Consider the following 23916-nt stretch of genomic DNA (forward strand, 5'->3'; position numbering starts at 1 on the left):
CGTGGTCGTGCAACAGGCTGAGGGCCGTCGGCGCCGGTTCACCCTTCAGCCTGGTCACTGGCCCCTTTGGGTGTGAGGCAGGCTGCGTATCAGCGGAAGACGCCCATCTGGGGCTTCTCGGCGGATCGTGCGTCGCGTCCGCCGTTTCCGGCCACGGTGTCGGTGATACTCCGTTGCCGACCGACCAGCAGTGGCCTACGGTCCCGGAAATGCTGCCTGTGGTCGAAACGGCCGATGAGTGGGACGCCGTCGTCCCCGATGAGAGCCTGATGCGTCCTGGGGCGGAAGACCTCTGTGCACGTCTCGGGCTCTCCGGCGCCTCACTGGTTCGCTTCCCCGATGGGTCCCAGCCGGTCTACGCGGTCGGGGACGACCACGTGCTCAAGCTCTTCCCCGGATTCGCTGCTCGGCGCGGAATCGCCGAGGGCCGTGTCCTTGCCCATGTTCAGGGGCGACTGCCGGTGCCCACACCCGTGGTGCGGGCATCCGGCTCGTACGAGAACGGCTGGCAGTACGTTCTGATGTCCAGGCTCCCCGGCGAGAACCTCGCCCACTCCTGGGGGCACGTGCCCGGGAGTCATCGTGACCGGCTCGTAGCCGAGATCGGTGAGTCCCTCGCGTCGTTGCACTCCCTCAGCACCGATCCGCTGCGGGACGTCCTCGGGCCCGAGGACTGGGGCAGCTTTCTCGACCGCCAGAGAGCCGGTGCGGTGGAACGGCAGCGCGCCCATGGACTGCCGGCGGCCTGGCTGGAGCAGATCCCGGACTTCCTCGCGTCGGTTCCCTTGCCACGAGCCCCGCAGCCTTCCCTGTTGCACACCGAGGTCATGCAGCAGCACTTCCTGGTCGACCCCGACGGCTGGCGTCTGACCGGTCTGTTCGACTTCGAACCGGCGATGATCGGTGACCGCGCCTACGACTTCGTCGGTGTCGGCCTGTTCGTCACCCGCGGTGATCCGGCCCTGTTGTCTCGGCTCACCGAGGCATACGGCTACGGCTTCGAGCCGCGTGAACTCATGGCCTTCACGTTGCTCCACGTATACAGCCACCTTCCCTGGTACCTGAGAGAACTGCCCTCACCTGCCGAAGGGGCTCTGCCCTCGCTCGCGGACGCCTGGTTCGGCACGGTGTGAGAGACGAGGCGGGCCCACTCGTTCCCGGGGGCCCGCCTCGACGACCTTGCGGGCCAGGCGGTGCCGGATCCGTGGGCAACGACCATCGGCGCAGGTGGCGGTAGTCGTGGCCCTCGCCCCCGTGCAGCTTGCCGGGCCGTCGGTCTCGGGGCCGCGTCGGGACCGGATGAGCGGGATGCCGCGAGCCGGCGGGATGAGGGCCTGGCCGGCATGCACGCCGGCCGCGGAGAGGCCGACAGACAGAACCGGCCCCGGCGGTCGACGATGCGGTGGATTTTCGCTGGGTGAACCGCCGGAAGGCGGTCACCCCCGACGAGCCGAAGCCCGACGGCAGTTGGTTCCCTGTGCAGCCCGACATGACCACAAGGGTGATCGCGGCCCGCGTCTCTCGGTTCCCTCTCCGACGATGCCCTCCACCCTGCGGGCGGACCGGCAGCGGCGGCACCACCCGCTGGAACCTTGTCCACAGGTCGTCCGGCACCATCCGCTCGACAGTGCGGCACTCATCGCCCGAGACTCCCGCAAGGTCATGCCCAGTGAAATGGCGTCTAAAAGCGTCCCGTGATGCCTCGGGCCGCGAGGTTCTCCGTTGCTCCCGGGCACATGTGCTCCAAGGCCCGTGCCCCCGTGACGAGTTCGAGGTTCGGCAGCAGATCCAGGTCGACCAGGGAGCGCACGTCGAACAGGTCGTCCTCGCCGTCCCATACCGGAGCGCACTCCATGTACACCCGGAGCCCGCCGTCGAACGTCAACTCGTCCACTGTGGCAAGGAGTTCCTCTGGTATGTCCAGCGCCTCGAAGTAAGCCCTGGCCTCGTCGAGGATCGTGAACTCGAGTTCGTTCTCGCCCACGTAGTCGTCCAGGTCCTCGACACCGCGTTCTCGCATGTGGTGCTCAAGGCTGAACGCGGGGGTCAGTGTCCGGTCCTGGTACATGAGCTTCTCGACGACAACGAGCTTGAGGAAGAAGTCTTGGAAGGTGGCCATGGCCCACGTATATCAGCGGGGTCCGACATCGATACGCGTAGCCGGTTCCGGCGATCGTGGCTCAGGCTCTGGCCGGCGTCGGGGCGAACCGGCCCGACGCAGCCGGAAGGTGACGGGTCGGCAAGTCCGATCCGGTCGACGCCTACGCAACCGCCCGCGCCCTGCTGCCGGTCGGCCGGGCATCGGTCATATCCAGGGACGACGCCGTCAGCGGCATGCGTGCTCTCCACAACACCGCCTGTTCCGCCGTCAAGGCCCGCACCGCCACCCTGGACCAGATCGCGCACACCCTCGTCAGCACCCGGGACGACGACCGAGTCAAGGGGCCGGGCGCTGACTCGACAGACCGCCGGCGAGCGGACGGACAAGGAGATCATCCGCCTGCGCGAGCGGGGCATCGCCCTGGGAGATCTTCCACTGCCTCGCCACACCGGTCAGGATCCCGGATGTCTCCGGCCTCTGGCCTGCGGGCCCGGCCAAGAGCTCGCCCTCACCACCGTCGCCGAGCGCTTCGACGTCTGGCCGGCGGTGATCTGCTGCTTCGAAGACGGCACACGCCGCGACGACGGCCTCGCCGGCGCCTGCCGGGACTGCCTCACCGCGCCCTGAACGGTTCGGGAGCGGGTTCGCTCCTACATGGCGGTGACTTGAAGGCCCCGGCCAGGAAAGCCCGATCTCCTCCCTCTGGAAGCCCCTGATGCTCTCCTGGCCAGCCGCCCCTCACGCGGCGGGCACCTCCTGGTACCGGTCCCATCTCGCCGCGCGGCGCCTCGGCGCCCGGATCGTGCCGCGCGGCGTAGAACCGGCTGGCCGGGACGCCCGTACCCCGCTGACCTGCATGTTCACCGCGATCGGCGCGGCGCCGTGGTCCGGTGCGACGCGCGGGGAAAATGAGTCGAGCGCGGAGAGCGTGCCTGTTACGGTGGTCCGCATGAGCATCTGAGCGCCCTTTTCCGCCTGCGTCCGAGGCCGTGCCCGGCAGGTTCCTTCGTGGTGATGGGGTATGCATGCTCGCTGCTCACTCTTCGTCGTTCGCCGACTCCTCGGCCCATCTGCGCGTCGACGGCGTGTCCAAGTCGTTCGGGATCCATCGGGTGCTCACCGACATCTCCTTCGTGGTCGCCGCGGGCGACCGGGTGGGGCTGATCGGGGAGAACGGCTCCGGGAAGTCCACGCTGCTGCACATCGTCGCCGGGCGTACGCCCGCGGACGCCGGTGGGGTGCAGGCCGTCGCCCCGGGCGGGGGCGTGCCGCGGATCGGGCTGCTGCACCAGGAGCCGCCCTTCGCCGCCTCCGCTTCGGTCGCCGAGGCGCTCGAGTCGGCGATCGCGCCGGCCCGCGCGGCCACGGACGCCGTGGACCGGCAGGCGCGTGCCCTGGCGAAGGCGCCGGACGATCCGGAGGTCGCCGACGCCTACGCGTGGGCGCTGGACGCCGCCGAACGGCTGGGGGCGTGGGAGATCGATGCCCGGGTGGACTCCATGCTGTCCGGGCTCGGGCTGGGCGGTCTCTCCCCCGAGCGGGCGACGGGCGCCCTCTCCGGCGGGCAGCGGGCCCGGCTGTCGCTCGCGTGGGTGCTGCTGAACGCTCCGGACGTGCTGCTGCTCGACGAGCCGACGAACCACCTCGACGACCAGGCCACGGATCACCTGCACCGGGTGCTCAGGGCGTGGCGCGGGCCGGTGCTGTTCGCCAGCCATGACCGGGACTTCCTCGACGAGACCGTCACGTCCTTGATCGACCTCGATCCGGCTCCGCGGCCTCACGCCGCGACGGGCGCCCTCGTCCAGGACGGCACGGGTACCGGGATCGGGGTGACCCGGTACACCGGCAGCTACACGGAGTACCTGGCCTCGCGGGCCATGGCGCGCTCCCGGTGGGAGCAGCAGTACCGGGACGAGCAGGCGGAGTTGTCACGGCTGCGTGCCGCCGTGCGGGACAACCAGAGCGTGGGGCACGTGGACTGGAAGCCGCGTACGGAAGTGCGGATGGCGCAGAAGTTCTACGCGGACCGCAACGCGAAGGTCGTGTCCCGACGGGTGAACGACGCCCGTGCCCGGCTGGACGGCCTGGAGCGGCGGCAGGTCCGCAGGCCCCCGGCCGAGTTGCGCTTCGCCGGACTTCCCGAGCGCGCCGCCGGGGCGGGCCCGGACGACCCGTCCGGACCCGTGCTGACGGCGACGCGACTGGAGGTCGCCGGGCGGTTGTCGCCGGTGGACCTGGCGGTGAGCCATGGGGAGAAGTGGCTGGTCACCGGCCCCAACGGGGTCGGTAAATCCACGCTCTTGCATGTGCTCGCGGGGCGGGCGGAGCCGACGCGCGGTCGGGTGCACATCCACCCGTCGATGCGGGTCGGTCTGCTGGACCAGATGGTCGTGCTGCCCGATCCGCACGGGCGCGGACCGGATCGCACCGCGTCCGAGGTCTACGTCGACACCGTGGGCAGCGGGCGGGCCGAGGCCGTGCCGCTGTCGGCCTTCGGGCTGCTCGCCGGGCGGGACGAGAACCGGCCCGTCGCCCGGCTCAGCGTCGGGCAGCAGCGTCGCCTCGCCCTGGCCATCCTGCTCGCCGACCCGCCCGAGGTTCTGCTGCTGGACGAACCGACGAACCACCTCTCCCTGGTGCTGGTGAACGCCCTCGAGGACGCTCTCGCGGACTATCCCGGGACCGTCGTCATCGCCTCTCACGACCGCTGGCTCCGCCGTGGCTGGCAGGGCCGTCGGCTCGCTCTCGCCACGCGGTGAGGAGGCGGCTTCCCCGGCGGACGTGCGGTTCAGAAGGGCAGGCCCCGCAGGTCGATGCCGAGGGCGGGTGGGGGTGCTTCGGTCAGGTCGTAGGTCAGGGTGTCCAACGGCCGGAGCCGGGGGCCGTCGGGCTGCCGGAAGGTGACCGGCACGGTCATCCGGCGCCAGCCGGGCCTGGTGGCGGGCGGGGTCCGTTCGGAGCGGCACAGGAGCAGCGCCGTCTCGGTCCCGGCGGCCCGCGCGTGTTCGACCGCGACGCTGAGCATGGTGCTCGCGATGCCCCCACCCCTGTGAGCGGGGTGCACCCGGGGTGCCCCCAGTCCGGCGACCAGGCGTCGCGCGCCGTCGAAGGTCATCTCCCGGAGCAGCCACCCCATGGACGCCACCGGCGGGCTCCCGGAAGGCCGCCTGCTGCCCGCTGAGCAGTCCGGCCTCTCTGTCCGGCGCCAGATGCCAGACGGGATCGTCGGCGACGGCCGTCGCCTCGCCGATGCCAGGGCGCTGAGGCCGTCCCCCGCCGGCGATCTCCTCCCTCGTCGGGTGAACAACGCCCGGCGGCGTCGAGGGCGGGCTCAGGCCGAGGGCGAGGCCGGGGGCCGTGTGCCGAGCCACTGCTCGGCGTCCCAGGCCCGGAACCGCTCCACCTCGGTGAATCCCAGCTTGGCGGCGAGGCGCATCGAGCGGGCGTTCGCGGTCTGGGTGGTGAGTACCACCGACTCACCGGGAAGGACGCCGTCGAACCAGTCCAGTGCCGCCCCGCACGATTCGGCGGCGTACCCGTGTCCCCAGGCCCGTGGCAGGAACAGGTATCCGAGGTCGGCTTTCCCCACGGCGGCCGGGTGATGGTGCTGGGACGCTCTCCGGAGCAGTATGTGGCCGATCATCGCTCCGTCGAGTTCGACGACGAAACTCCCGGGCCACAGTTCGGGCACCTCGGGCACCTCGCGCTCCACTTCGGCACGCCGCCGGGGACCACCGAGGTAGGTGTGCGCCTCCGGCGAAGTCAGCAACTCGACGAACGCCGGACGGTCCCGGGCCTCGGGCTCACGGAGCAGGAGCCGCTCGGTCCCGACGGGGACGGGCGGCCAGGCGACGGGTCCGAGTGCGTCCATGAAGCAAGCCAACCAGCGGGGGCGGCAGTGATCAAGGCGGCCCGGGGCATCACCGGCCCTGTCCTGACCTGATGCCCGACAGTGGTCCCGGGTGCCCTCCGGCGCACCGCTCGGGCGTCACGCCTCCCCGTCCCGTCGGGGCGTCAGGGCGTTTCCCTCGCCAACGTGTCCAGCAGGGAGGCGAGTTGTCCCGGGGCCTGGAGGTGGGCCATGTGGGACTGGCCGGGGAGGGTGTGGATCGTGGCGTGGCGCGGGGTGTGGTGGCGGACGGTGTCGAAGGAGGTGCCGTAGGGGGCCGTGCCCTGGCTGTGCTCGCCGATGACGAGGTCGACGTGCCCCGCCCGCCGCGCCAGGGCCACGCCCTGCGGCAGCACGGCCGCGTTGAGCGCGACCAGTTCGGCGTACGCCGGCCGGCTCAGGTCACGCAGCGCGGACCAGCCTCGCGGGTCGGCGCGCATCGCCTCGACGTGCGCCGCGTCGAGGCCCGCGACCTTCCGGCTGACGATCTCGACGGTGGCGTCCCGGTCCCCCGACTCCTCGGCGGCCTTCAGCTCGGGCAGCGCGTGACTGCCGAAGGGCGGCATGACCGGTTCGTAGGCCATCACTTGGCGCAGGGGGCGTGCGTCGGCGGCGAGCAGGGCGATCAGGCCGCCGTAGCTCCAGCCGAAGAGCGCCGGAGCGCCGGGGAAGGCGTCGAGGACCGTACCGAGGTCGTCGACCTCCGTGCGCAGCGAGTACGTGCCGGTCAGGGGCCCCGAGGGGACGCGGCCCCGGCGGTTGACGACCGCCACCGAGGGCCAGGCGGTGATCGCGGAGGCGACGCGGCGCCAGGCGTGTGCGTCGCTCATCGCCCCGGGCACGATGACCAGACCGGGTGCGCCCGGGTCTCCGTAGACGTCGACGGTGACCCAGCTGTCGCCGCCGACCGGCAGCTTCTTCCGTGTCGTGCGTTCCATCGGACCCATTGTGGAGCAAGCGCTCGGCGAGGCAAGCGTGCCTCTCAGGCGGGCGGTGCCCAGGACCGCACGGTCACCATCCGCCCACGAGGACGTTCACGCTGCCGCATGAGGTGGCTGCCCCGGGACGTCGATCCGTGTCCTCACTCGGGACCGGGCCTCCCCCCTCCAGCCTCTTCCCCTCCGGTCCCTTCCTTCCCGTCACTCCCCCTCCGGCCTCTGCGTGGTCCTCGGCAGCGAGGCGGGTTCTTCGAGGAGGCGGTGCGCAGTGTGCCGGGCCCTGCCGGCGGGGAGTCACCGGCGGGCTGTCGCCGGCTTCGCGGAACCGCGCGGCTGGAGCGAGCTGCGCTGTCCGTCCGGCTCGGCGGGGCGGCCCGGGGCCGGGAGCCGGCCGCCGGGGCCGACGCGGCGGCGTGGTGCGCGCTGGTGCGGTCCGTCGTGCACGGGCCGGCGGTGCGGGGCGGCCTCGGTCGTCGCGCGGGGAGTTGCCTTCATCGGCGCGGCTCGCGCACGCGTCGGTCCGCCGGTGCCTCGCCCCTGCGGGCTGCTGGCGGGTGGTCCGGCGATGGCAGGGCGCCCGACCCCTGGGGTTCTCGTCAGGGGCCGGGCGCCTCGTCTCGGGTGGGCTCGGGTCAGATCAGGTCCTGCCCGTTACGGCGGGCCTCCGCCCACTCGCGGAAGAAGCCGCGGCTGATCACGAACAGCACGACCGCCACCAGTACGGGCCACATCAGGATGTAGACGCTCAGGAGTACGGTGTTCACGATTCCTCCTCGGGGTTCACTTGGTTCCGGCGGGTTCGGGGTCGTTTCCGGTGCCTCCCGGCCGGCCGGGGACACCGGCGTCGCCGTCGTCACCCGGTTCGGCAGCGGCGGCCGGCGCCGTGTCGTCGTCGAAGTCGCCGGTGCGCTGGGCGATGACGGCGAAGTCGAACTCCTCGCGCCGGCGCACCGACATGGCCCAGCACAGGATGGTGGAGACCGAGTAGGCGACCAGCGAGCCGCTGAGCGTCGCGTACTCGTGGAGCGAGCCGATGGCGAAGGGCGCGGTGACCACGGCCGCCGCGACACCCGCGATCTTCGCCGGGCGGGGGCCGAAGAAGCCGAAGATCATCAGGCCGATGACGACACCGACACCGACGATCGACAGCAGGTCCACGACGAAGCCGAGCACGCCGTCCAGGGGCAGCCAGCCGAAGCGGACCGGCAGGAACACCGAGAGCGCCGCGAGCACCGAGGTGGTGAACGCGCGGCCGGTGACCTTCCCCCAGTAGAAGCTGGCGAGGACGGGGAAGACGAGCGCGCCCCAGAGCGCGCCGACGAAGACCAGCAGGTCGAGGATGTTCAACTGAAGGCTGGCGAAGGCCACGGCCACCGCGGTGGCCAGCACCATGGTGATGCGGCCGACGAGCAGCATGGTCTTCGGGTTCGCCTTCTCCTTGCCGGCGACGTTCTGGCCGTAGACGTCGGCCATCATGATCGAGGAGAGGGCCGCGAGGTCCGAGTCGGCGGTGGAGGAGAGCGCGCCGATGATCATGATGAAGAACAGGGCGAGCAGGACGGGCGGCAGGTACTCGGAGGCCATGCCCGGGATGATGTTGTTCGGGTCGCCGCCGGTCGGCTCGAAGCCGAGGTAGAGGGCGAGGACGCCGAGCATGCCGACGCCGATGACCATGGCGCCGTAGCCGACGGTCGCGGTGATGAAGGTCGGCTTGATGAGGCTCTCCTTCACCGCGAAGAGCCGCTGGGCGATGGTCTGGTTGCCGATCGCGTAGGCGAGGACGGCCGCGATGTAGGGGGCGCCCTGCTCCATGAAGGCGACGCTGGAGAAGAAGTTGCCCTGCTCGGCGGTGAGGTTGCTCGCTCCGGTCTCGAAGGCCGCGGGGAAGTCGGCGGCGAAGAAGATGAACGGGACGATGATGGCCACCGCGCCGAGCATCGCCACGACCTGGACGAAGTCGGTGAGCACGGAGGCGCGGAAGCCGGACCACAGGGTGTAGAGCAGCACGCCCGCCGCGACGGCGAAGACGCCCTGGGTGAAGTTGAAGGGTGACAACAGGGAGATCAGCACGCCGCCGGCGATGAAGTTGGACATCAGGCTGATCAGGCTGCCGACGATGTTGGAGCCGGCGAGCATCAACTGGCTGGAGCGGCCGTGGCGGACGTAGAGGACTTCGGCCAGGGTGTGTGCCTTGGGGGCGATGGCCCGGATGCGTTTGCCGAAGGGGTAGATGAAGAGGATCATCAACGCGCCCCACAGTCCGTAATGGATGGGGCCGGAGATCCCGTAGGTGTAACCGGACGTCGCGGAGGCGTACATCGAGGCCGCCCAGATCCACGTCGCCGTCATGCTGGCCGCGGAGATTCCGAAGCCCAGGTTGTTGCCGGCGGTCATGTAGCCGTCGGCGTTCTCCTCCTTCTTGCCGATACGGGTCGAGATGAGGAAGGTTCCTCCATAGAAGAGGACCAGCAGACCCACTACCACCAGAACGTTGAATTGCGCTGTGTCCATTTCGACCACACACGCCACCTCCTTCCGACTCGTGGAGCCCGGCACCAGCCGCGACGCTGCGTGTCGACCGACAGGCGGGCGGATCGTCCCGCGCGGCGCGCTGCGGGAAGGGCTCCGGCCTGACAGCTCTTCGCTGCACAGGGGACGTTCACAAAGAGGCGGGCTCTTTGAGCCCGCAAACATTTGGCACCGTAACAGCACTTTCACGCCAGGATGCCGGATGGCGATCAGGATGACCTGAGGCTGTCACCTGGATTTTCGTCTGGGTTGCGCAATTTGACGACTATCTGGTGGAACGGTTTGCCCGGATTGCAGCCTTTCGCACGGCCTCTTCACCAAATCTCTTTACTCGTTGCGATTGCGACGCAACACGTTTTGTTACGGCAAAGAGATCAAGAAAGTGCCGCAATATGCCGTAAAACCGGCCTCACGCGCGATTTCGATGCCTACCGGGACGAAAGGCCGGACCCGGGCGCCGTCCCGGAGGAGCGGGGCACCGGGTCCCGCGGCCTTGAGGTCAGCCCGTCACCTACGGAGCGTCATCGGGTCCGGCACGGCGGCGAGGACGCGCCGCGCCCCGCGCACCACCGCCTCGTCGATCATGCGGCCGGACTCGTCCAGGGTCGCGCCCGCGCCCGCCGCCTCGAACCGTGCCACCAGCGCGCGGGCCCGCTCGATCTCCGCGGGGCTCGGGGTGAACACCTCCTCGACGACCGGGATCTGTGCCGGATGAATGCAGGAACGGCCGCCGAATCCCAGGCGTTTGAGCGCCCGGGTCGAGGTGCGCAGCCCGTCGAGGTCGTGGAAGTCGGTGCTGACGGGGGCGAGGGGCGGGTCCAGTCCGGCCGCGGCACAGGCCAGGACGAGCTGGGTCCGCGGCCAGAGCAGTTCCCGTTCGTCGGCCCCGGGGGCGATGCCGGTGTCGGCGCACAGGTCGGCCTCGCCCAGGTGCATGCGGCTCACCCGGGGCCCGCGAGCGATCAGGGGCGCGGACAGCAGGGCGGACGCGCTCTCCAGGAGGGGGCACAGGGCGATCCACGGGGCCGCCGTCAGCTCCCCGGCGACGGCGGCGAGGTCGCCGACGCGTTCCGTCTTGGCGACCATCAGCCCGCTCACCGCCGGGAGCGCCACCGCCCGCGCGTCGGCGAGTCCGGGCCTGCCCGGGTTGATCCGGACCCAGACCCTCGGTCCCGGGCGCTCCCCGGCGGGCGCGAGGCCCGCCAGCCACTCGGCGCAGATGCCCCGGGCGCGTTCCTTGGCGGCCGGGGCGACCGCGTCCTCCAGGTCGACGATCACCCCGTCGGCTCCCCGGTTTAGCGCCTTCGCCAGCATGTCCGGGCGGTCGGCCGGCACGTAGAGGGCGGATCTCACGTGAGTTCTCCTTCCTCGCGCGGCGGCCGGGCCGGGACGTCCCGGCCCGGCCGCCGCGGTGGGTGTGGGCGCCCGCTCAGCCGCCGGTCGGGCGGTGCAGGTAGGAGCCGAGGGGGTCACCGCAGACCTTGCCGTCGGCGTAGATGTGGTGGCCGCGCAGGAAGGTGTCGGTGACGCGGGCGGTGAGTTCGAAGCCCTCGAAGGGCGTGTACTCCTGCGTGGACTCCGAGTCGGCCGCCCGTACGGTCCAGGTGTGGCCGGGGTCGACGAGGGCGATGTCCGCGTCGTAGCCGGCGGCGATGCGGCCCTTGGTGGGCAGGCCGTAGCGCCGGGCCGGGTTCCAGGCGGTCAGCGCGGCGACGCGGCCGAGGGAGAGTCCGCGCCGGGTGCCCTCGGTCACCATCCCCGCGAGAAGGTACTCGGCGCCGCCGAAGCCGGACTTGGCGAGGAACACGTCGTCCGCGGGGTCGCCGAACTTGGCCTCCTCGCGGCAGCAGGCGTGGTCGGAGACGACCCAGTCGACGGTGCCGTCCAGGACGTACTCCCACAACGCCTCGACGTCCTCGCGCGGGCGCAGCGGCGGGTTGACCTTGCCGCCGATCCCGTGGGCGGTGTCGATGTCGGCGAGGAGGTGGCCGACGGTGACCTCGCGGCGGAAGTCGATGTGCGGGAAGGCCCGGCCCATGCGCACGGCCGCGTCGACGGCCTTGCGGGAGGTGAGGTGGAGCAGGTTGATGGTGGGCAGGCCGGTCTCGTGGGCGAGGTAGGAGGCGATGGAGACGGCGAGGCCCTCGGAGTGCTGGGGGCGGGAGGCGCTGTAGGCGGCGAGGCCGCTCAGTTCACCGGCCTCCTCGACGAGCCTGGTGTACGCGGTCATGATCTCGGCGGTCTCGCAGTGCAGGGAGAGGGAGATCTGGTCCGCGAGGGCGGGGAACTCCTCGCGGGCCGCCTGGACGCCGCGCATCACGAACTCGAAGTGGGCGTAGTCGTAGCGTTCGCCCTCGGGGGTCATGAGGAAGGAGCTCTGGTCGGCGGAGCGGCCGTGCAGTCCGTGGCCGCCGTAGAACATGAACACCTTGAACGAGGTGACGCCGTGGTCGCGGACGAGCGCGGGTATCTCGTCGATGTGCGCCGTGGACATGGGGGCGAGGTGGTAGGCGTAGTCGACGTGGGCGCGGCCCGCGGTGCGTTCGCGTACCTCGGGGAAGAAGTCGGCGTAGGAGCCGCCCTTGTTGAGGTAGTAGCGGCCGGTGCGCATGTAGCTGAGGACCGAGGTGACGCCGCCCTGGGCGCAGGCGCGGCTCTCGGTGGCGGCGTCCTCGTCGAGGGGGTTGTAGATGCCCCAGTGCTGGTGGGCGTCGACGACGCCGGGGAAGGCGAGCTTTCCGCCGCCGTCGACGACGCGGGCGGCGCGGGCGAGGTCGGCTCCGGGCGCGACGAGGACGATCCTGCCGTCGCGTACGGCGATGTCGGCGTCCCGCGGTTCGTCGTGTTCGTCGGTGACGACACGGACGTTGGTCAGCACGAGGTCGTAGTCAGTCACGGGGGCCTCCAGCGGTGTTCGTCAGCTCGGCCAGGGGGCGGAGCAGGTCGGGGATGCGGTCGCTCTCGCCGAGGCGCAGGGCACGGTCCATGACCAGGGTGGCGTCGGCGTCGGCCAGGCGTCCCGCGGTGTTGTCGCGGAACTTGAGTTCCAGTTCGGCGTCGGACAGGGGGCGTTCGCTGCCGCCGCGGTTGGCGAGCACCTCCTGCCGCCAGACGCGGCCGTCGGTGTCGTGGGCGGTGAGCACGGCGGGGAACTGCTCGGGGAAGACGGCGGTCGCCGTCTCGTCGGCCACCACCTCGACCTTGGCCATCAGCGCGCGGCGGGCCGGGTCGTGGGCCAGCTCGTCGGTGAAGTCGTCCAGTCCGAGGCCGAGTCCCCCGCCGCCGAGGAGTCCGGCGGCCACCATGTAGGGGCCGGAGAACTGGGCCTGGTAGCCGGTCTCGGGGGCGCGTTTGTGCTCGATGGGCTGTCCGATGGTGCGGATCACGGGGGCGGGCACGCCGAGTACGAGACGTTCCACCCGGCCGGGGTCCAGGCCCTGTTCGCGCAGGGCCATGGCGGCGTCGGCGGCGGTGTGGGTGAAGTGGTTGGCCGGATAGGGCTTGAAGAAGATGCCGGGGACGGCCCATGTGGTGCCCAGTCCCCCGGTGACGGCCGCCGGGTCGTACACGCCGTGCAGGAACGCCTCGAAGAAGCCGAAGCGCCCTTCCAGGACGGTGGGCGGTCCGGTGAAGCCGCGGCGCACCAACTGGGCGGCGGTGACGGCCGACTGGGCGGCGAGTCCGCAGTGCAGGCGTTTGACGGTGCCGCCGGTCCGGTTGGCCTCGATGATGCCGCCGGCCATGGAGGCGGCGATGCCGAGCACGCTCTCCACCCCGTCCTCGTCGAGGCCGAGGAGGAGTCCGGCGGCGACGGCGCCGCCGAGGGCGCCGCAGATCGAGGTGGCGTGCTGGCCGTGTTCGAAGAAGGTGGAGTTGCCGGCGGCGCGGTCGTAGCCGGCCATGCCGAGCCGTACGCACACCTCCAGTCCGACGGCGACGGCGTGGACGGTGCGGGCGCCGTCGGCTCCGGACGTCTCGGCGGCGGCGAGCACGGCGGGGACGACGCAGGCGCTGGGGTGCAGGACGGAGGGCAGGTGGGTGTCGTCGTAGTCGAGGGAGTGGGCGAGCACCCCGTTGGCGAGGGCGGCGAGGGGTGCGGGGACGGGCGGGCCGCCGCCGATCACGGTGGCCTGGGCCGCCCCGCCCTGTTCCCGTACGTGCGCGACGATGGCCGCGGAGGTGGGCAGGCGGTGGGCGGCCACGCACAGGCCCAGGATGTCGGCGATCCGCCGGCGGACGCTGTCGGCGACCTCGGCGGGGAGCGTGTCGTACCCGGTGCCGGTGGCGAACGCGGCGAGCTGCCGGGCGAGGGTGTGCTCAGCCATGGTCCTCGACCTCCGCCGGGGTGCCGGTGACGGCGAGGGGGCGGACCGGGGAGCCGGTCGCGCCGAAGAGGGGCAGCGGGGAGAGGACGAAGGTGAACTCGTGGACACGTTCGGCGGCGATCTCCTCCAGGTCCAGCGTCTCGATGATGTAGATGCCGGCTTCGACGAGCAGCACGCGGTGGGCGGGGAGGGTGGCGTGTCCGGCGCCGGGGGCGAGGCGTTCGAAGGCGATGGTGTCGGCCCCGGCGGCGTGCACCCCGCGGGCGGCGAGCCACCGGGCGCCGGCCTCGCCGACGCCGGGGACGCCGCTGTCGTGGCCGATGTAGGTGTCGCGGTCGGGGGCGTCGAAGCGGCGGCCCCAGCCGCTGCGGACGAGGACGACGTCGCCGCGTCCGACCGGGGTGCCCTGGAGCCGTTCGGTGGCCTCCAGGTCGGCGACGGTGATCTCGTAGCCGGGTTCGCAGACCTCGGTGCCGAGGGCGGCGGGCACGTCGAGGAGGACGCCGCGGCAGACCATGGGGGCGATGGTGTGCACGCCGTGGTCGGGGTAGACCCCGCCGCGCACCGCGGCGCGGGCGTCCGCCCCGCCGTGCAGCTTGCCGTCGTGGGAGACGTGGGCGAGGGCGTCGATGTGGGTGCCGACGTGGGTGCCCATGACGAGCATGTCGTTGGCGGCGGAGCCGCCGTCGGCGCGGATGCGGTCGCCGTGGCGGCGCGGCAGGGTGTGCCAGTAGGCGGGGTGGTTGGGCGACTGGGGCATGCCGGTGTAGAGGCGCCGGCCGAGGTCCAGGACGCGCACCCCGCGGCGTACCTCCGCCAGGAGCGGGTCCCGGGCCCGGGTCGGGGAGGGGCCGGTGATCGATGCGGTGCTGCTCATGTGGGTGCCGTCCTTCGCTGGGTGGTTCGGTGCGCTGGGTGCCGCTCGGGGGGTCAGGAGACGACCCGGTCCTCCCGGAGTCCGGCCAGCTCGCGGGGGTCGACGCCCAGTTCGCCGACGAGGATGTCGTCGGTGTCGGCGCCGCGGGCGCGGCCGGTGAACCGGATGCGGCCGGGGGTGTGGGACATCCGCCACATGACGTTGTGCATGAGCAGCGGTCCGAAGTCCTCGTCGTCGACGGTGACGAGCATGTCGGTGGCCCGGATGTGCGGGTCCTCGACGATGTCGCGGGCGTCGTAGACGGGCGCCACCGCGGCGCCGGCCTCGGTGAACTCGGCGATGACCTTCTCGCGGGTGCGCTCGGCGATCCAGCCGCCGACGAGGTCGTCGAGGAGGTCGGCGTGGGCGGCGCGGCCCTGGCCGGTGGCGAACCACTCCTCCTCGGTGATCTCGGGGTGTCCCACGAGGTGCAGGACGCGTTCGGCGATGCGCTGGGCGCTGGTGGAGACGGCCACCCAGTGGCCGTCTCCGGTGCGGTAGGTGTTGCGGGGGGCGTTGTTGGTGGAGCGGTTGCCGTGGCGGCGGCCGACGGTGCCGAGCTGGTCGTAGACGGTCGGCGAGGGGCCGACGGCGGCCATGATCGGTTCGATGAGGCTCATGTCGACGACCTGGCCGCGGCGTCGCGGGTCGCGGTCGCGGTGGTAGAGGGCCATGACCGTGGCCGAGGAGGCGGCGATGCCGCAGATGGTGTCGGCGAGGCCGAAGGCGGGGAGGGTGGGCGGGCCGTCCGGTTCGCCGGTCAGGTGGGCGAAGCCGCTCATCGCCTCGGCGAGGGTGCCGAAGCCGGCGCGGGAGGCGTACGGGCCGCTCTGGCCGAAGCCGGTGACGCGGACGAGGACGAGTCCCGGGTTGATCTCGTGGAGGACGTCGGGGCCCAGGCCCCAGCGTTCCAGGGTGCCGGGGCGGAAGTTCTCGATCAGGACGTCGGCCCCGCGCACCATCCGGCGCAGGAGACCGGCTCCGCGCGGGTCGGAGAGACTGAGGCCGACGGTGCGCTTGTTGCGGGAGAGTTCCTTCCACCAGAGGGGGATGCCGTTCTTGGACTCGCCGTGGCCGCGCATCCCGTCCCCGGCGACGGGATGCTCGATCTTGACGACGTCGGCGCCGAAGTCGCCGAGGAGCTGGGCGCACAGCGGTCCGGCGAGGATGGTGGAGGCGTCGATGACACGGAGCCCTTCGAGGGGGCCGGGGGCGGGGTCGGGGGCCTGCGGCGCCGGTGGTGTCATGGCGTGTCCTTTCGTTTCGGGGCGGGGTCGCGCACCGCCCCGAGGTCGGCGGAGATGTCGGCGGCGGCCGCGGCCACCTGTTCGCCGAGCCGGCCGCTGCTGGTCTCGTCGAACATCGCCTTCGTCCCGCAGATGGAGACCGATCCGATGACCTGGCCCATCGGGCCGTGCACGCAGGCCGCCACGCTGGCCGCCTCGACCTGCCGTTCGCCGACGCTGACCGCGTAGCCCGCCTTGCGGATGGCGCCGATCTCGTCGCGCAGGGTCGTCGCCGAGGTGATGGTGGCGTCGGTGACGCCGTCCAGGCGGTGGTGGGCGATGTAGTCCTCCACCTCGGTGTCGGGCAGGGCGGCGAGGATCGCCTTGGAGGAGGAGCCGGCGTGCAGGGGGTGGCTGGTGCCGAGGGCCACCGACATCCGGATCTCCTGGCGGGAGAGGACCTGGTCGATGTAGACGCGGGACCAGCCCTGGCGCAGGGAGAGGGTCGTGGTCTGGCCGGTCAGCTCGGACAGGGCCACCAGGTGGCGGTGGGCGATGGCGGGCACGTCCAGTTCGCGCATGGCCGCCAGTCCGATGCCGAGGGCGCCGGGGCCCATCCGGTACGCCTTGGTGGCGTCGTCGAAGGCGAGGAAGTTCTCCGCGACGAGTTCGCGCAGGATGCGGTGGACCACGGCCTTGGGCAGTCCGGTCTCCCGGGCGATCACGGAGACTCCCTGGGCGTGCGGGCCGCGCGCGATGGCGTCGATCACGCAGAGCGCCCTGGAGATCCCGGAGCGGCTGGGAGTGGCGGTGTCGGCGGGGTCGATGGTCATGGAAACCTCGGTCGGTCGGCCGGCCCGGGTGTGGGCCGGCGGGATGGGGTCGTTCACCGGGCGCCGGCGGCGTCAAGTGCCGCCGTGTGTCTCGGTGATGACCTCGATGTTGCCCCGGACGGCGTTGGAGTAGGGGCAGAGGGTGTGGGTGGTCTCCACGAGTTCCTCCAGGAGGGGCTGCGGGCACTCGGGTGCCTTGACGACGAGGCGGGCGGCGATGCCGTAGGTGCCGCCGGGCAGGGTGCCGAGGGTGACGGAGGCGGTGACCGCGAGGGGGCCGACGGTGGCGCGGCGGCGGCGTGCGGCGACGGTGAGGGCGCTGCTGAAGCAGGCCGCGTATCCGGCGGCGAAGAGTTCCTCGGGGTCGGTGCCGGTGCTGTCCCCGGCGCGTTCGGCGGGGCGGGTCAGCGGCAGGTCGAGGGTGCCGGTGCGGGAGGTGGCGTGTCCGGCGCGTCCGCCGCTCACGTCGACGGTGGCGGTGTAGAGCGGTGTGAAGACGGCCGGGGTGGGCGTGGTGTGGGCCAGGACGTGGGCGGCCACGGCGTCGGCGAACGCGTCCGGCTGTTCCTGGGCGACGAAGTCGGTGCCGCCGTCGATGCGGACGAGGGGCGCGTCGGGGAAGGCGGCGGTGACGACGTCGTTCATGCGGTCGAGGACGTCTTCGCTGCCGTGCAGCAGCAGGGTGGGCAGTCCGGCGAGGGGCGCGGTGTCGAGGTGGTGGGCGAAGACGGCGCGGTAGGCGACGCCGTAGTCGGGGCCGACGCTGAGGTATTCGGTGACCTGGCGGGTGCAGGAGGCGGCGGGAATGGTGGGGTAGAGGCCGCGGACGCGGTCCCAGACGACCCTGAGGTGGCTGCCGTCCAGGGCGGGGGTGTAGCCGGGGGCGTAGCCCTCGGCCTTCTCCCGGCGTTCGTGCGCGGAGTAGAGCGGGATGCCCTGGAAGGTCAGGCTCCGCACGCGCTCGCGCCGGCGCAGGGCGGCCTCGGCGCAGATGATCGCGCCTGTGTGCTGGCCGAGGAGGTGGACCGCGCCGAGGCCGAGGGCGTCGACGGTCTGCCAGAGGGCGTCGGCGTACTGGGGGATGGTCCACGGCTCGGGTGCGGGGTCGGACATGCCGAAGCCGGGGATGTCGAGGGCGACGGTGTGCAGTCCGTGGGCCGCGAGCGCGGCCAGGGCCTCCTCGTAGGTGGCGGAGGAGAGCGGCGACTGGTGGACGACGACCAGGGCGGGGCCCGCGGGGTCGCCGGAGCGGCGGTAATGGACCTGGCCCCAGGGCAGGTCGAGGTAGCCGCGCCGGGAGGTGCCCCTGAGGTGGGTGGCGGGGGTGGTCACTCGGCCACCGCCAGGGCGGCCATGACGGCGACCACGTGTTTGATGCCCATGCGGTAGTCCTCCAGGCGGATGTGTTCGTTGGGGCCGTCGATGCCGGCGTCGGCCCGGGAGACGCCGACGCCGACGATGGGTATCCCGGTGAGGACGCCCTGGTTGCCGATCCACTGGGTGTACGGCTCGACGAGCGGTTCGGCGCCGTAGGCGGTGCGGGCGGTGTCGGCGACGAGGGCCACGAACGGGTCGGTGTGGTCGGTGTGGTGGGGGCGGCTCATGGCCATCACGTCGACGGTGATGTCCTCGAAGCCCTTCTCCGCCAGGTGGGCGCGGACCGCCGCGAGCACCCGTTCGGGGTCCTGGCCGGGGACGAGGCGGATCTCGACCTTGGCGACGGCCGTGGCGGGGATGCCGAGGGTCACGTCGTCGGTGGTGTCGCCGCCCTCGATGCCGGCGAGGGTGAGGGTGGGGACGGTGCGCAGCGCGACGGCGGCCTCGGTGTCGGTGAGTCCGCCGGTGAAGGCGTCGACGCCGGCGCGCCGTCTGAGGAAGTCCCCGTCGAACGGCATCCGCTCCAGCAGGGCGCGTTCGGCGTCGGTGGGGACGCGGGCGTCGTCGGCGAATCCGTCGACGGCGGGGGTGCCGTCGGGGTGCGTGAGGGTGGCCAGGGCCGCGGTGAGCCGGGTCGTGGCGGAGGGCAGCAGTACCGTGTTCTGGCTGGTCAGGTCGCGGGTGAGGGTGCGGGAGGTGAGCCGGAGGTACAGGACGCCCTTCTCGCCGAGCTTGAGCAGGGGGCGGCCGTCGCCGTCGGTCCAGGAGTTCTCCCACAGGGCGGCGTCCGCGGCCAGCCGCTCGGCGTGCGCCGCGACGACGCCGCCCAGGCCGGGGCTGTGCAGCCACTGCTTGCCCTCCATGATGTACCGGCTGGTGACCGGGGGTTGCTGGCCCGACAGGCGCCAGGCCGCCGCGGCGTGCAAGCGGGACATGAGGGCGCCCTTGTCGTCGGCGACGCCGCGGGCGTAGAGGCGGCCGTCGTGGATCTCGGCCGCGTAGGGCGGGCTGATCCACTCGGCGTCGTCGCCGGTCGGTTCGACCTCGACGTCGTAGTGGTTGAAGTGGAGCAGGCGCCGTTCGCCGCCGGGGATCTCGGCGAGGACGTAGGGGTGGGACTGTTCCCAGGGGACGATGTCGGCGGTGCCACCCCAGCGTTCGACGGAGTGCTTGAGGAAGTCGGCGGTGGCGGCCATCCGTTCGGGTTCCTGGCGTCTGCTGCGCAGCCGGCACAGTTCCTGGAGTTCGGTGACGAAGGTGTCGAAGTGCTGGTCGACCGCGTCGAGGGCGGCTTGCAGGTCGGGCTGGGGCACGGGGTGCTCCCCTCTCGCGTGGACGGGACGGCTGGGGGACGGGGGGTGGCCTGGGCGGTCAGTGGATGACGACCCCGCCGTCGACGAAGACGGTCTGGCCGGTCGTCATGGCGGCGGCCGGGCTGAGCAGGTGGGCGACGGTCAGGGCGACGTCGCGCGGGCCGGCCATCCGGCCGAGCGGGATGCTCGCCATCTTGTCGGTCATGTACGCGTCGTCGGCGCGGACGTCCCGGGTCATGTCGGTCGGCACGATGGTGGGGCCGACGGCGTTGACGCGGATGCCGTCCGGCGCCCACTCCAGTGCGAGCACGCGGGCCATGTGCATGACGCCGGCCTTGCTGACGCAGTAGGCGAGGGTGTCGAGGACGGCGATGTGGCCGTTGGTCGAGCCGATGTTGACGACGCTGGCGGCCTCGGCGGAGCGCAGGGCGGGGTAGGCGGCCTGGGACATGCGGAAGGTGCCGGTGAGGTTGACGTCGATGACGCGGCGGAAGTCCTCCTCGCTGGTGGTGGCCGCCGGTCCCCTGGCGACGACGCCGGCGTTGTTGACGAGGTGGTCCAGGCGTCCGTGGACCGCGAGGACCTCCTCGACGGTGCGCCGGCAGGAGTCGCCGGAGGTGATGTCGAGGTGGTGGCGGGTGTGCGGGCCGCCGGCGGGCGGGGCGTCGGCGTCCCAGCGGTCGTGGGGCAGCAGGTCGGCGGCGGCGACGGTGGCGCCGAGTTCGGCCAGGCGGGCGGCGATGGCGGCGCCGATGCCGCGGGCGGCCCCGGTCACCAGGGCCACCCTGCCGTCGAACCGTACGGGGTCGGTGGTGTGGGTGCTCATGCGCCGATCACCGTGTTGTCCTCGGCCCAGAAGGCGAAGCGCTTCTGGGCGGCGCGGATGATGAAGTGGGCGATGAGTCCGAGCACCGACAGGACGACGAGCACCGCGAACATGCCGGCGATGTCGAAGTTGTAGTTGGTCTGGAGCAGCAGGTAGCCCAGTCCCTCCTTGGCGCCGATGAACTCGCCGACGACCGCGCCGAGGATGGCGAAGACGATGCCGATGTCGAGGCCGGCGAAGACGAACGGCAGGGCGCTGGGCAGCCGTACCCGGCGGAAGACGTCGAACTTGCCGGCGCCGAAGACGGTGAGCATCTGCACGCGGTCGGCGTCGGCGGAGCGCAGGCCCTCGATCACGTTGACCAGCATCGGGAAGAAGGAGATGACCGCGGCCATCACGACCTTGCTGGTCATGCCGAAGCCGAACCACACCACGAAGAGCGGGGCGAGGGCCACCTTCGGGACGGTCTGGAAGGCCACGATGTACGGCATGAGCGTCTTCTCGACCAGCCGGATCTGGGAGATCAGGGTGCCGAGCAGCAGCGCCGCGCCGACGCCGAGGACGAAGCCGTACAGCGACTCCAGCAGGGTCACCTTCATATGGGTCCAGAACAGCGCGTCCGACAACTGCGTCATCAGCGCCTCGGCGATCCTGGAGGGCCGCGGCAGTACGTACTCGTCGACGCCGAGGACGGGGACGAGGTACTGCCACAGCAGCAGGACGACCACGAACACCCCGGGGACGAGCACCCACTCGGGGTGGTCGCGCAGGTCCCGGCGGCGGGCGGGCCCGGCCTTCGGGGGTGCGGGCGGGGCGGTGCCGGGAGGGGTGCCGTCCGGCTCGGTGCCGGCTTCCTCCGGGCCCTTCTCGGTCGGCGTCATGAGCGGCCCCATCAGTCGATCACGCCTTGGGCGTTGAAGAAGGTGCGGATCCGTTCCACGTGGACGCCGGCCCGGTCGGAGGCCATGACGCTCAGGTCGCGGGGGCGGTCCAGGTCGATGTCGATCACCTCGGCGATGCGGCCGGGGCGGGGGCTGAGCACGACGACCCGGTCGGAGAGGAACACCGCCTCGGGGATGGAGTGGGTGACGAGGACGACGGTCTTGCCGCTCTCCCGCCAGATGCGCAGCAGTTCCAGGTTCATGTACTCGCGTGTCATGGCGTCCAGCGCGCCGAACGGCTCGTCCATGAGGAGGACCGCCGGGTCGTGGACCAGGGCCCGGCAGATGCCGGCCCGTTGCTGCATCCCGCCGCTCAGCTCGTCGGGGTACTTCTCCTCGAACCCGCCGAGCCCGACCATCTGGAGGAGCTGGTCGGCCCGTTCGCGGTAGACGGTCCGGTCCAGGCGCTGGACCTCGACCGGGACCATCACGTTCTGGCGGATGGTGCGCCAGGGCAGGAGGGTGGCGGCCTGGAAGACCATGCCGATCTCGGGCAGCGGACCGTCCACGTCGCGGCCGGCGACCCGGACGGTGCCCTCGCTGCGCGGGATGAGCCCGGCGAGGATCTTCAGCAGGGTGGTCTTGCCGCACCCGGAGGGCCCGACGACGGAGACGAACTCGCCGCGTCTGACCTTGAGGTTGATGTCGCAGAGCGCGTGGGTCGGTGCGGACTTGCGCGGGCGGTAGACCTTGTGCAGCCCGCTCAGCTCGATCCAGCTCTCGTCGTCGGCTTCCGCGGCGGCCGTCGCGCGGGGGCGGCGCCCGAGGGTCTTGATGGCCATCGTGGCCTCCTTGCCTTCCTGCTCCTGGCGTCGCCGCCGGTTACTTGGTGGCGCTCTCGGCCTTGCCGATGACGGCGGCGGCGTCGAAGTCGTTGGCGTCCTTCAGCAGGCTGTCGTTCCACAGGGCGTCGAGGTCGGGGTCCTTGGTGATGGTCCCGGCGGACTTCATGTAGTCGGCCGTCTTCGTCCACGCCTCGTCGCCGATGGCGCCCCAGTCCGTGAAGGAGGCGGGTTCGCCGGTGGCGGGGGTGGCCGTCGCGACCCAGGTCTTGAGGATCTCGGTGTCGTTCTCGATCCGGTCCTCGGCCTTCTGGCCGGAGAGGATGGCCGGGAAGACGGCGTACCCGTCGCGCATGGCCGCCTCCGGGTTGACGGCGGAGAAGAGCATCCCCTTGTAGGAGGCCCGCAGGAAGCGGGTGATCTCGTCCTTCTTGCTGCGCAGGGTGTCCTCGCGGACCACGTAGGTCAGGGAGCGGATGCCGTCGAAGCGCTCCCCGTTCTCCAGGTAGGAGAAGGTCTTCCCGGTGAGTTCGAGGGTGGTGTACGCCTGGGTGTAGAGGGCCAGGGCGTCCACCTTGCCGCTCTCCAGCGCAGACAGGGCCTGGCTGCCGACGCCGACCGGGACCAGGTCGACGTCCTTGTCGGGGTCGAGTCCGGCGTCCTCGGCGAAGGCGCGGGCGTACGGGGCGGAGCCGGACGCCAGGCTGATGACGCCGATCTTCCTGCCCTTGAGGTCCGCGGCGGTCTTGACCGCGCTGTCCGGCTTGGTGGCGATACGCCAGGGCCAGTTCTGCACGAGGCCGCCGACGGCGACGACGGGTACGCCCTTCTCGCGGGCGGCGAGGATGGCGCTGGCGTCGGAGGGGCTGATGTCGGCGCTGCCGGACGCGACCGCCTGGACCGCGGCGACCGAGCCGTCGGCGTTGATGGTCTCGACCTTGAGGTTCTCCTCTTCGAGGAAGCCTTCCCGTTTGGCGACGGAGTAGGTGGCGACCTCCTCTTTGGGGCCGGTGACGGCGGAGGCGATGGCCAGTTGGATCGTGGCGGCCTTCTTCCCCGAGCCGGAGTCGGCCGACCCCGCGGAGTCGGAGGAGCCGCCGCAGGCGGAGAGGGCGATCATGGCGGACAGCGTCAGGGTGCCTGCGCCGGCTCTCAGGGCGTGCTTCATGGTGCGTACCTCTGCTGTTCGGTGGGAGGCGGTCAGCCGCTGACGGGGGTGCTGACCCCGCTGTCCGCGAGGTCGTTGTAGACGTGCTGTTCGGTGATGAGGCCGTCGCGCAGGACGAAGACGTCGGCGTAGCGCACGCCCTCGAAGGGACGGCCGTTCGGGTCCTCGCCGTAGAGGGTGCCGAGCGAGGTGACGGTGGCGTGGCCGTCGGGGGTGGTGCCGACGTGGTAGTGGTCGCGGCGTTTGCGCACCCACCGGTACCGGCCTCGCTGGCCGGCGGCCATCTCGGGCAGCGAGCCGTAGACGGCGCCGCCGGGGAAGACGATGCGGGCGTGGGGCGAGAGCATGCGCTGGGCCTCGTCGAGCCGTCGGTCCTCGCAGAGCTGGAGGAAGAGGTCGACGGTGTCGGCGTGCGGGAGCCGGGGGGTGGTCATCGGGCGGTCTCCCGCAGGGTGGACTCCCACTGGTCGCGCAGCGGGTGCTCGGCGGGCCCGCTCTCGGTGATGACGCGGACGAGGCGGGCGAGGACGGCGTCGCGCTGGTGGTCGAGGACGCGCTGTTCCTCCTCGGTGGGCTCCAGCGCGTCGAGTTCGCCGGCGGTCAGGACGCCGTGGCGGACCAGGAGCGCCTCCATGGCGTGCAGCCGCTGGTGGGTGACGTGCAGTTCGGTGCTGGTCTGGAGCACGAGGTCGAACAGCTTGCCGATGTTGCGGTCGCGGAAGTAGTCGAACTCTTCGGACACGGCGGGC

Annotated in this window: 22 protein-coding genes and 1 pseudogene; 2 read left to right on the forward strand and 21 right to left on the reverse strand. The window is 71.8% G+C overall.

The window, feature by feature from the left end; translation table 11 throughout:
- The first annotated feature begins 209 nt into the window (after positions 1-209).
- Positions 210-1133, forward strand: a complete 924-nt coding sequence (locus tag VM636_RS00100; protein WP_030421740.1) for an aminoglycoside 3'-phosphotransferase/choline kinase family protein — start codon at positions 210-212, stop codon at positions 1131-1133.
- A 33-nt stretch (positions 1134-1166) separates the two neighbouring features.
- On the opposite strand, the pseudogene VM636_RS00105 reads toward VM636_RS00100, so the two are convergent.
- Positions 1167-1617, reverse strand: a pseudogene (locus VM636_RS00105) (transposase); the annotation flags it as partial.
- Positions 1618-1681: 64 nt separating this feature from the next.
- Entirely contained in the window at positions 1682-2119 is a 438-nt protein-coding gene (locus tag VM636_RS00110; RefSeq protein WP_030421741.1) for a hypothetical protein, read from the reverse strand.
- A gap of 1007 nt (positions 2120-3126) precedes the next feature.
- Between VM636_RS00110 and VM636_RS00115 the strand changes: the two genes are divergently transcribed.
- Positions 3127-4863 (forward strand): ABC-F family ATP-binding cassette domain-containing protein, encoded by a 1737-nt coding sequence (locus VM636_RS00115; RefSeq protein WP_030421744.1) that lies wholly within the window; start codon positions 3127-3129, stop codon positions 4861-4863.
- Positions 4864-4892: 29 nt separating this feature from the next.
- Here the strand turns inward: VM636_RS00115 and VM636_RS00120 are convergent, their stop codons facing one another.
- From VM636_RS00120 to VM636_RS00210, 19 genes are all read right to left on the reverse strand, one after another.
- Positions 4893-5240: a GNAT family N-acetyltransferase gene (locus VM636_RS00120; RefSeq protein ID WP_051821456.1), complete on the reverse strand. Its 348-nt coding sequence runs from the start codon at positions 5238-5240 to the stop codon at positions 4893-4895.
- Between the two features lie 195 nt (positions 5241-5435).
- Positions 5436-5975, reverse strand: a complete 540-nt coding sequence (locus VM636_RS00125) for a GNAT family N-acetyltransferase (protein ID WP_030421746.1) — start codon at positions 5973-5975, stop codon at positions 5436-5438.
- A 143-nt stretch (positions 5976-6118) separates the two neighbouring features.
- Positions 6119-6931, reverse strand: coding sequence for an alpha/beta hydrolase (locus tag VM636_RS00130; RefSeq protein ID WP_053912919.1), 813 nt, complete (start codon positions 6929-6931; stop codon positions 6119-6121).
- Positions 6932-7563: 632 nt separating this feature from the next.
- Complete coding sequence (locus tag VM636_RS00135; protein ID WP_030421748.1) at positions 7564-7695, reverse strand: putative transporter small subunit; 132 nt, start codon at positions 7693-7695, stop codon at positions 7564-7566.
- Between the two features lie 16 nt (positions 7696-7711).
- The gene (locus VM636_RS00140) at positions 7712-9442 is read right to left on the reverse strand and encodes a sodium:solute symporter family protein (RefSeq protein WP_053912706.1); all 1731 of its coding nucleotides are present in this window, start codon (positions 9440-9442) and stop codon (positions 7712-7714) included.
- 525 nt (positions 9443-9967) lie between these two features.
- Positions 9968-10813, reverse strand: a complete 846-nt coding sequence (locus tag VM636_RS00145) for a CoA ester lyase (RefSeq protein ID WP_030421750.1) — start codon at positions 10811-10813, stop codon at positions 9968-9970.
- 76 nt (positions 10814-10889) lie between these two features.
- Positions 10890-12356, reverse strand: a complete 1467-nt coding sequence (locus VM636_RS00150) for a dihydroorotase family protein (protein WP_030421751.1) — start codon at positions 12354-12356, stop codon at positions 10890-10892.
- Positions 12349-13785 (reverse strand): MmgE/PrpD family protein, encoded by a 1437-nt coding sequence (locus VM636_RS00155; RefSeq protein ID WP_053912707.1) that lies wholly within the window; start codon positions 13783-13785, stop codon positions 12349-12351. The genes VM636_RS00150 and VM636_RS00155 overlap by 8 nt, the downstream gene beginning before the upstream one ends.
- On the reverse strand, positions 13778-14662 hold the full coding sequence (locus VM636_RS00160) for a cyclase family protein (RefSeq protein WP_030421753.1): 885 nt from the start codon (positions 14660-14662) through the stop codon (positions 13778-13780). The genes VM636_RS00155 and VM636_RS00160 overlap by 8 nt, the downstream gene beginning before the upstream one ends.
- A gap of 53 nt (positions 14663-14715) precedes the next feature.
- Entirely contained in the window at positions 14716-15948 is a 1233-nt protein-coding gene (locus VM636_RS00165; RefSeq protein WP_030421754.1) for a CoA transferase, read from the reverse strand.
- Positions 15945-16760, reverse strand: a complete 816-nt coding sequence (locus VM636_RS00170; protein ID WP_053912920.1) for an IclR family transcriptional regulator — start codon at positions 16758-16760, stop codon at positions 15945-15947. Before VM636_RS00170 ends, VM636_RS00165 begins: the two co-directional genes overlap by 4 nt.
- A 72-nt stretch (positions 16761-16832) precedes the next feature.
- On the reverse strand, positions 16833-18092 hold the full coding sequence (locus VM636_RS00175) for an Ohr family peroxiredoxin (RefSeq protein ID WP_199809420.1): 1260 nt from the start codon (positions 18090-18092) through the stop codon (positions 16833-16835).
- Positions 18089-19450, reverse strand: a complete 1362-nt coding sequence (locus tag VM636_RS00180) for a M20/M25/M40 family metallo-hydrolase (RefSeq protein WP_030421756.1) — start codon at positions 19448-19450, stop codon at positions 18089-18091. Before VM636_RS00180 ends, VM636_RS00175 begins: the two co-directional genes overlap by 4 nt.
- A gap of 58 nt (positions 19451-19508) precedes the next feature.
- Positions 19509-20276: an SDR family oxidoreductase gene (locus VM636_RS00185; RefSeq protein ID WP_030421757.1), complete on the reverse strand. Its 768-nt coding sequence runs from the start codon at positions 20274-20276 to the stop codon at positions 19509-19511.
- On the reverse strand, positions 20273-21157 hold the full coding sequence (locus tag VM636_RS00190; protein WP_051821463.1) for an ABC transporter permease: 885 nt from the start codon (positions 21155-21157) through the stop codon (positions 20273-20275). Before VM636_RS00190 ends, VM636_RS00185 begins: the two co-directional genes overlap by 4 nt.
- Positions 21158-21168: 11 nt before the next feature.
- Positions 21169-21999: an ABC transporter ATP-binding protein gene (locus VM636_RS00195; RefSeq protein ID WP_030421759.1), complete on the reverse strand. Its 831-nt coding sequence runs from the start codon at positions 21997-21999 to the stop codon at positions 21169-21171.
- Positions 22000-22039: 40 nt separating this feature from the next.
- Positions 22040-23167: an ABC transporter substrate-binding protein gene (locus tag VM636_RS00200; protein ID WP_030421760.1), complete on the reverse strand. Its 1128-nt coding sequence runs from the start codon at positions 23165-23167 to the stop codon at positions 22040-22042.
- A gap of 32 nt (positions 23168-23199) precedes the next feature.
- Positions 23200-23601 (reverse strand): hypothetical protein, encoded by a 402-nt coding sequence (locus tag VM636_RS00205; protein WP_053912708.1) that lies wholly within the window; start codon positions 23599-23601, stop codon positions 23200-23202.
- Positions 23598-23909 carry a hypothetical protein gene (locus VM636_RS00210; protein WP_030421762.1) on the reverse strand — a complete coding sequence of 104 codons (312 nt, stop codon included), beginning with the start codon at positions 23907-23909 and terminating at the stop codon, positions 23598-23600. Before VM636_RS00210 ends, VM636_RS00205 begins: the two co-directional genes overlap by 4 nt.
- Positions 23910-23916 lie beyond the last annotated feature (7 nt).

Source organism: Streptomyces sp. SCSIO 75703 (assembly GCF_036607905.1).
GTDB lineage: Bacteria > Actinomycetota > Actinomycetes > Streptomycetales > Streptomycetaceae > Streptomyces.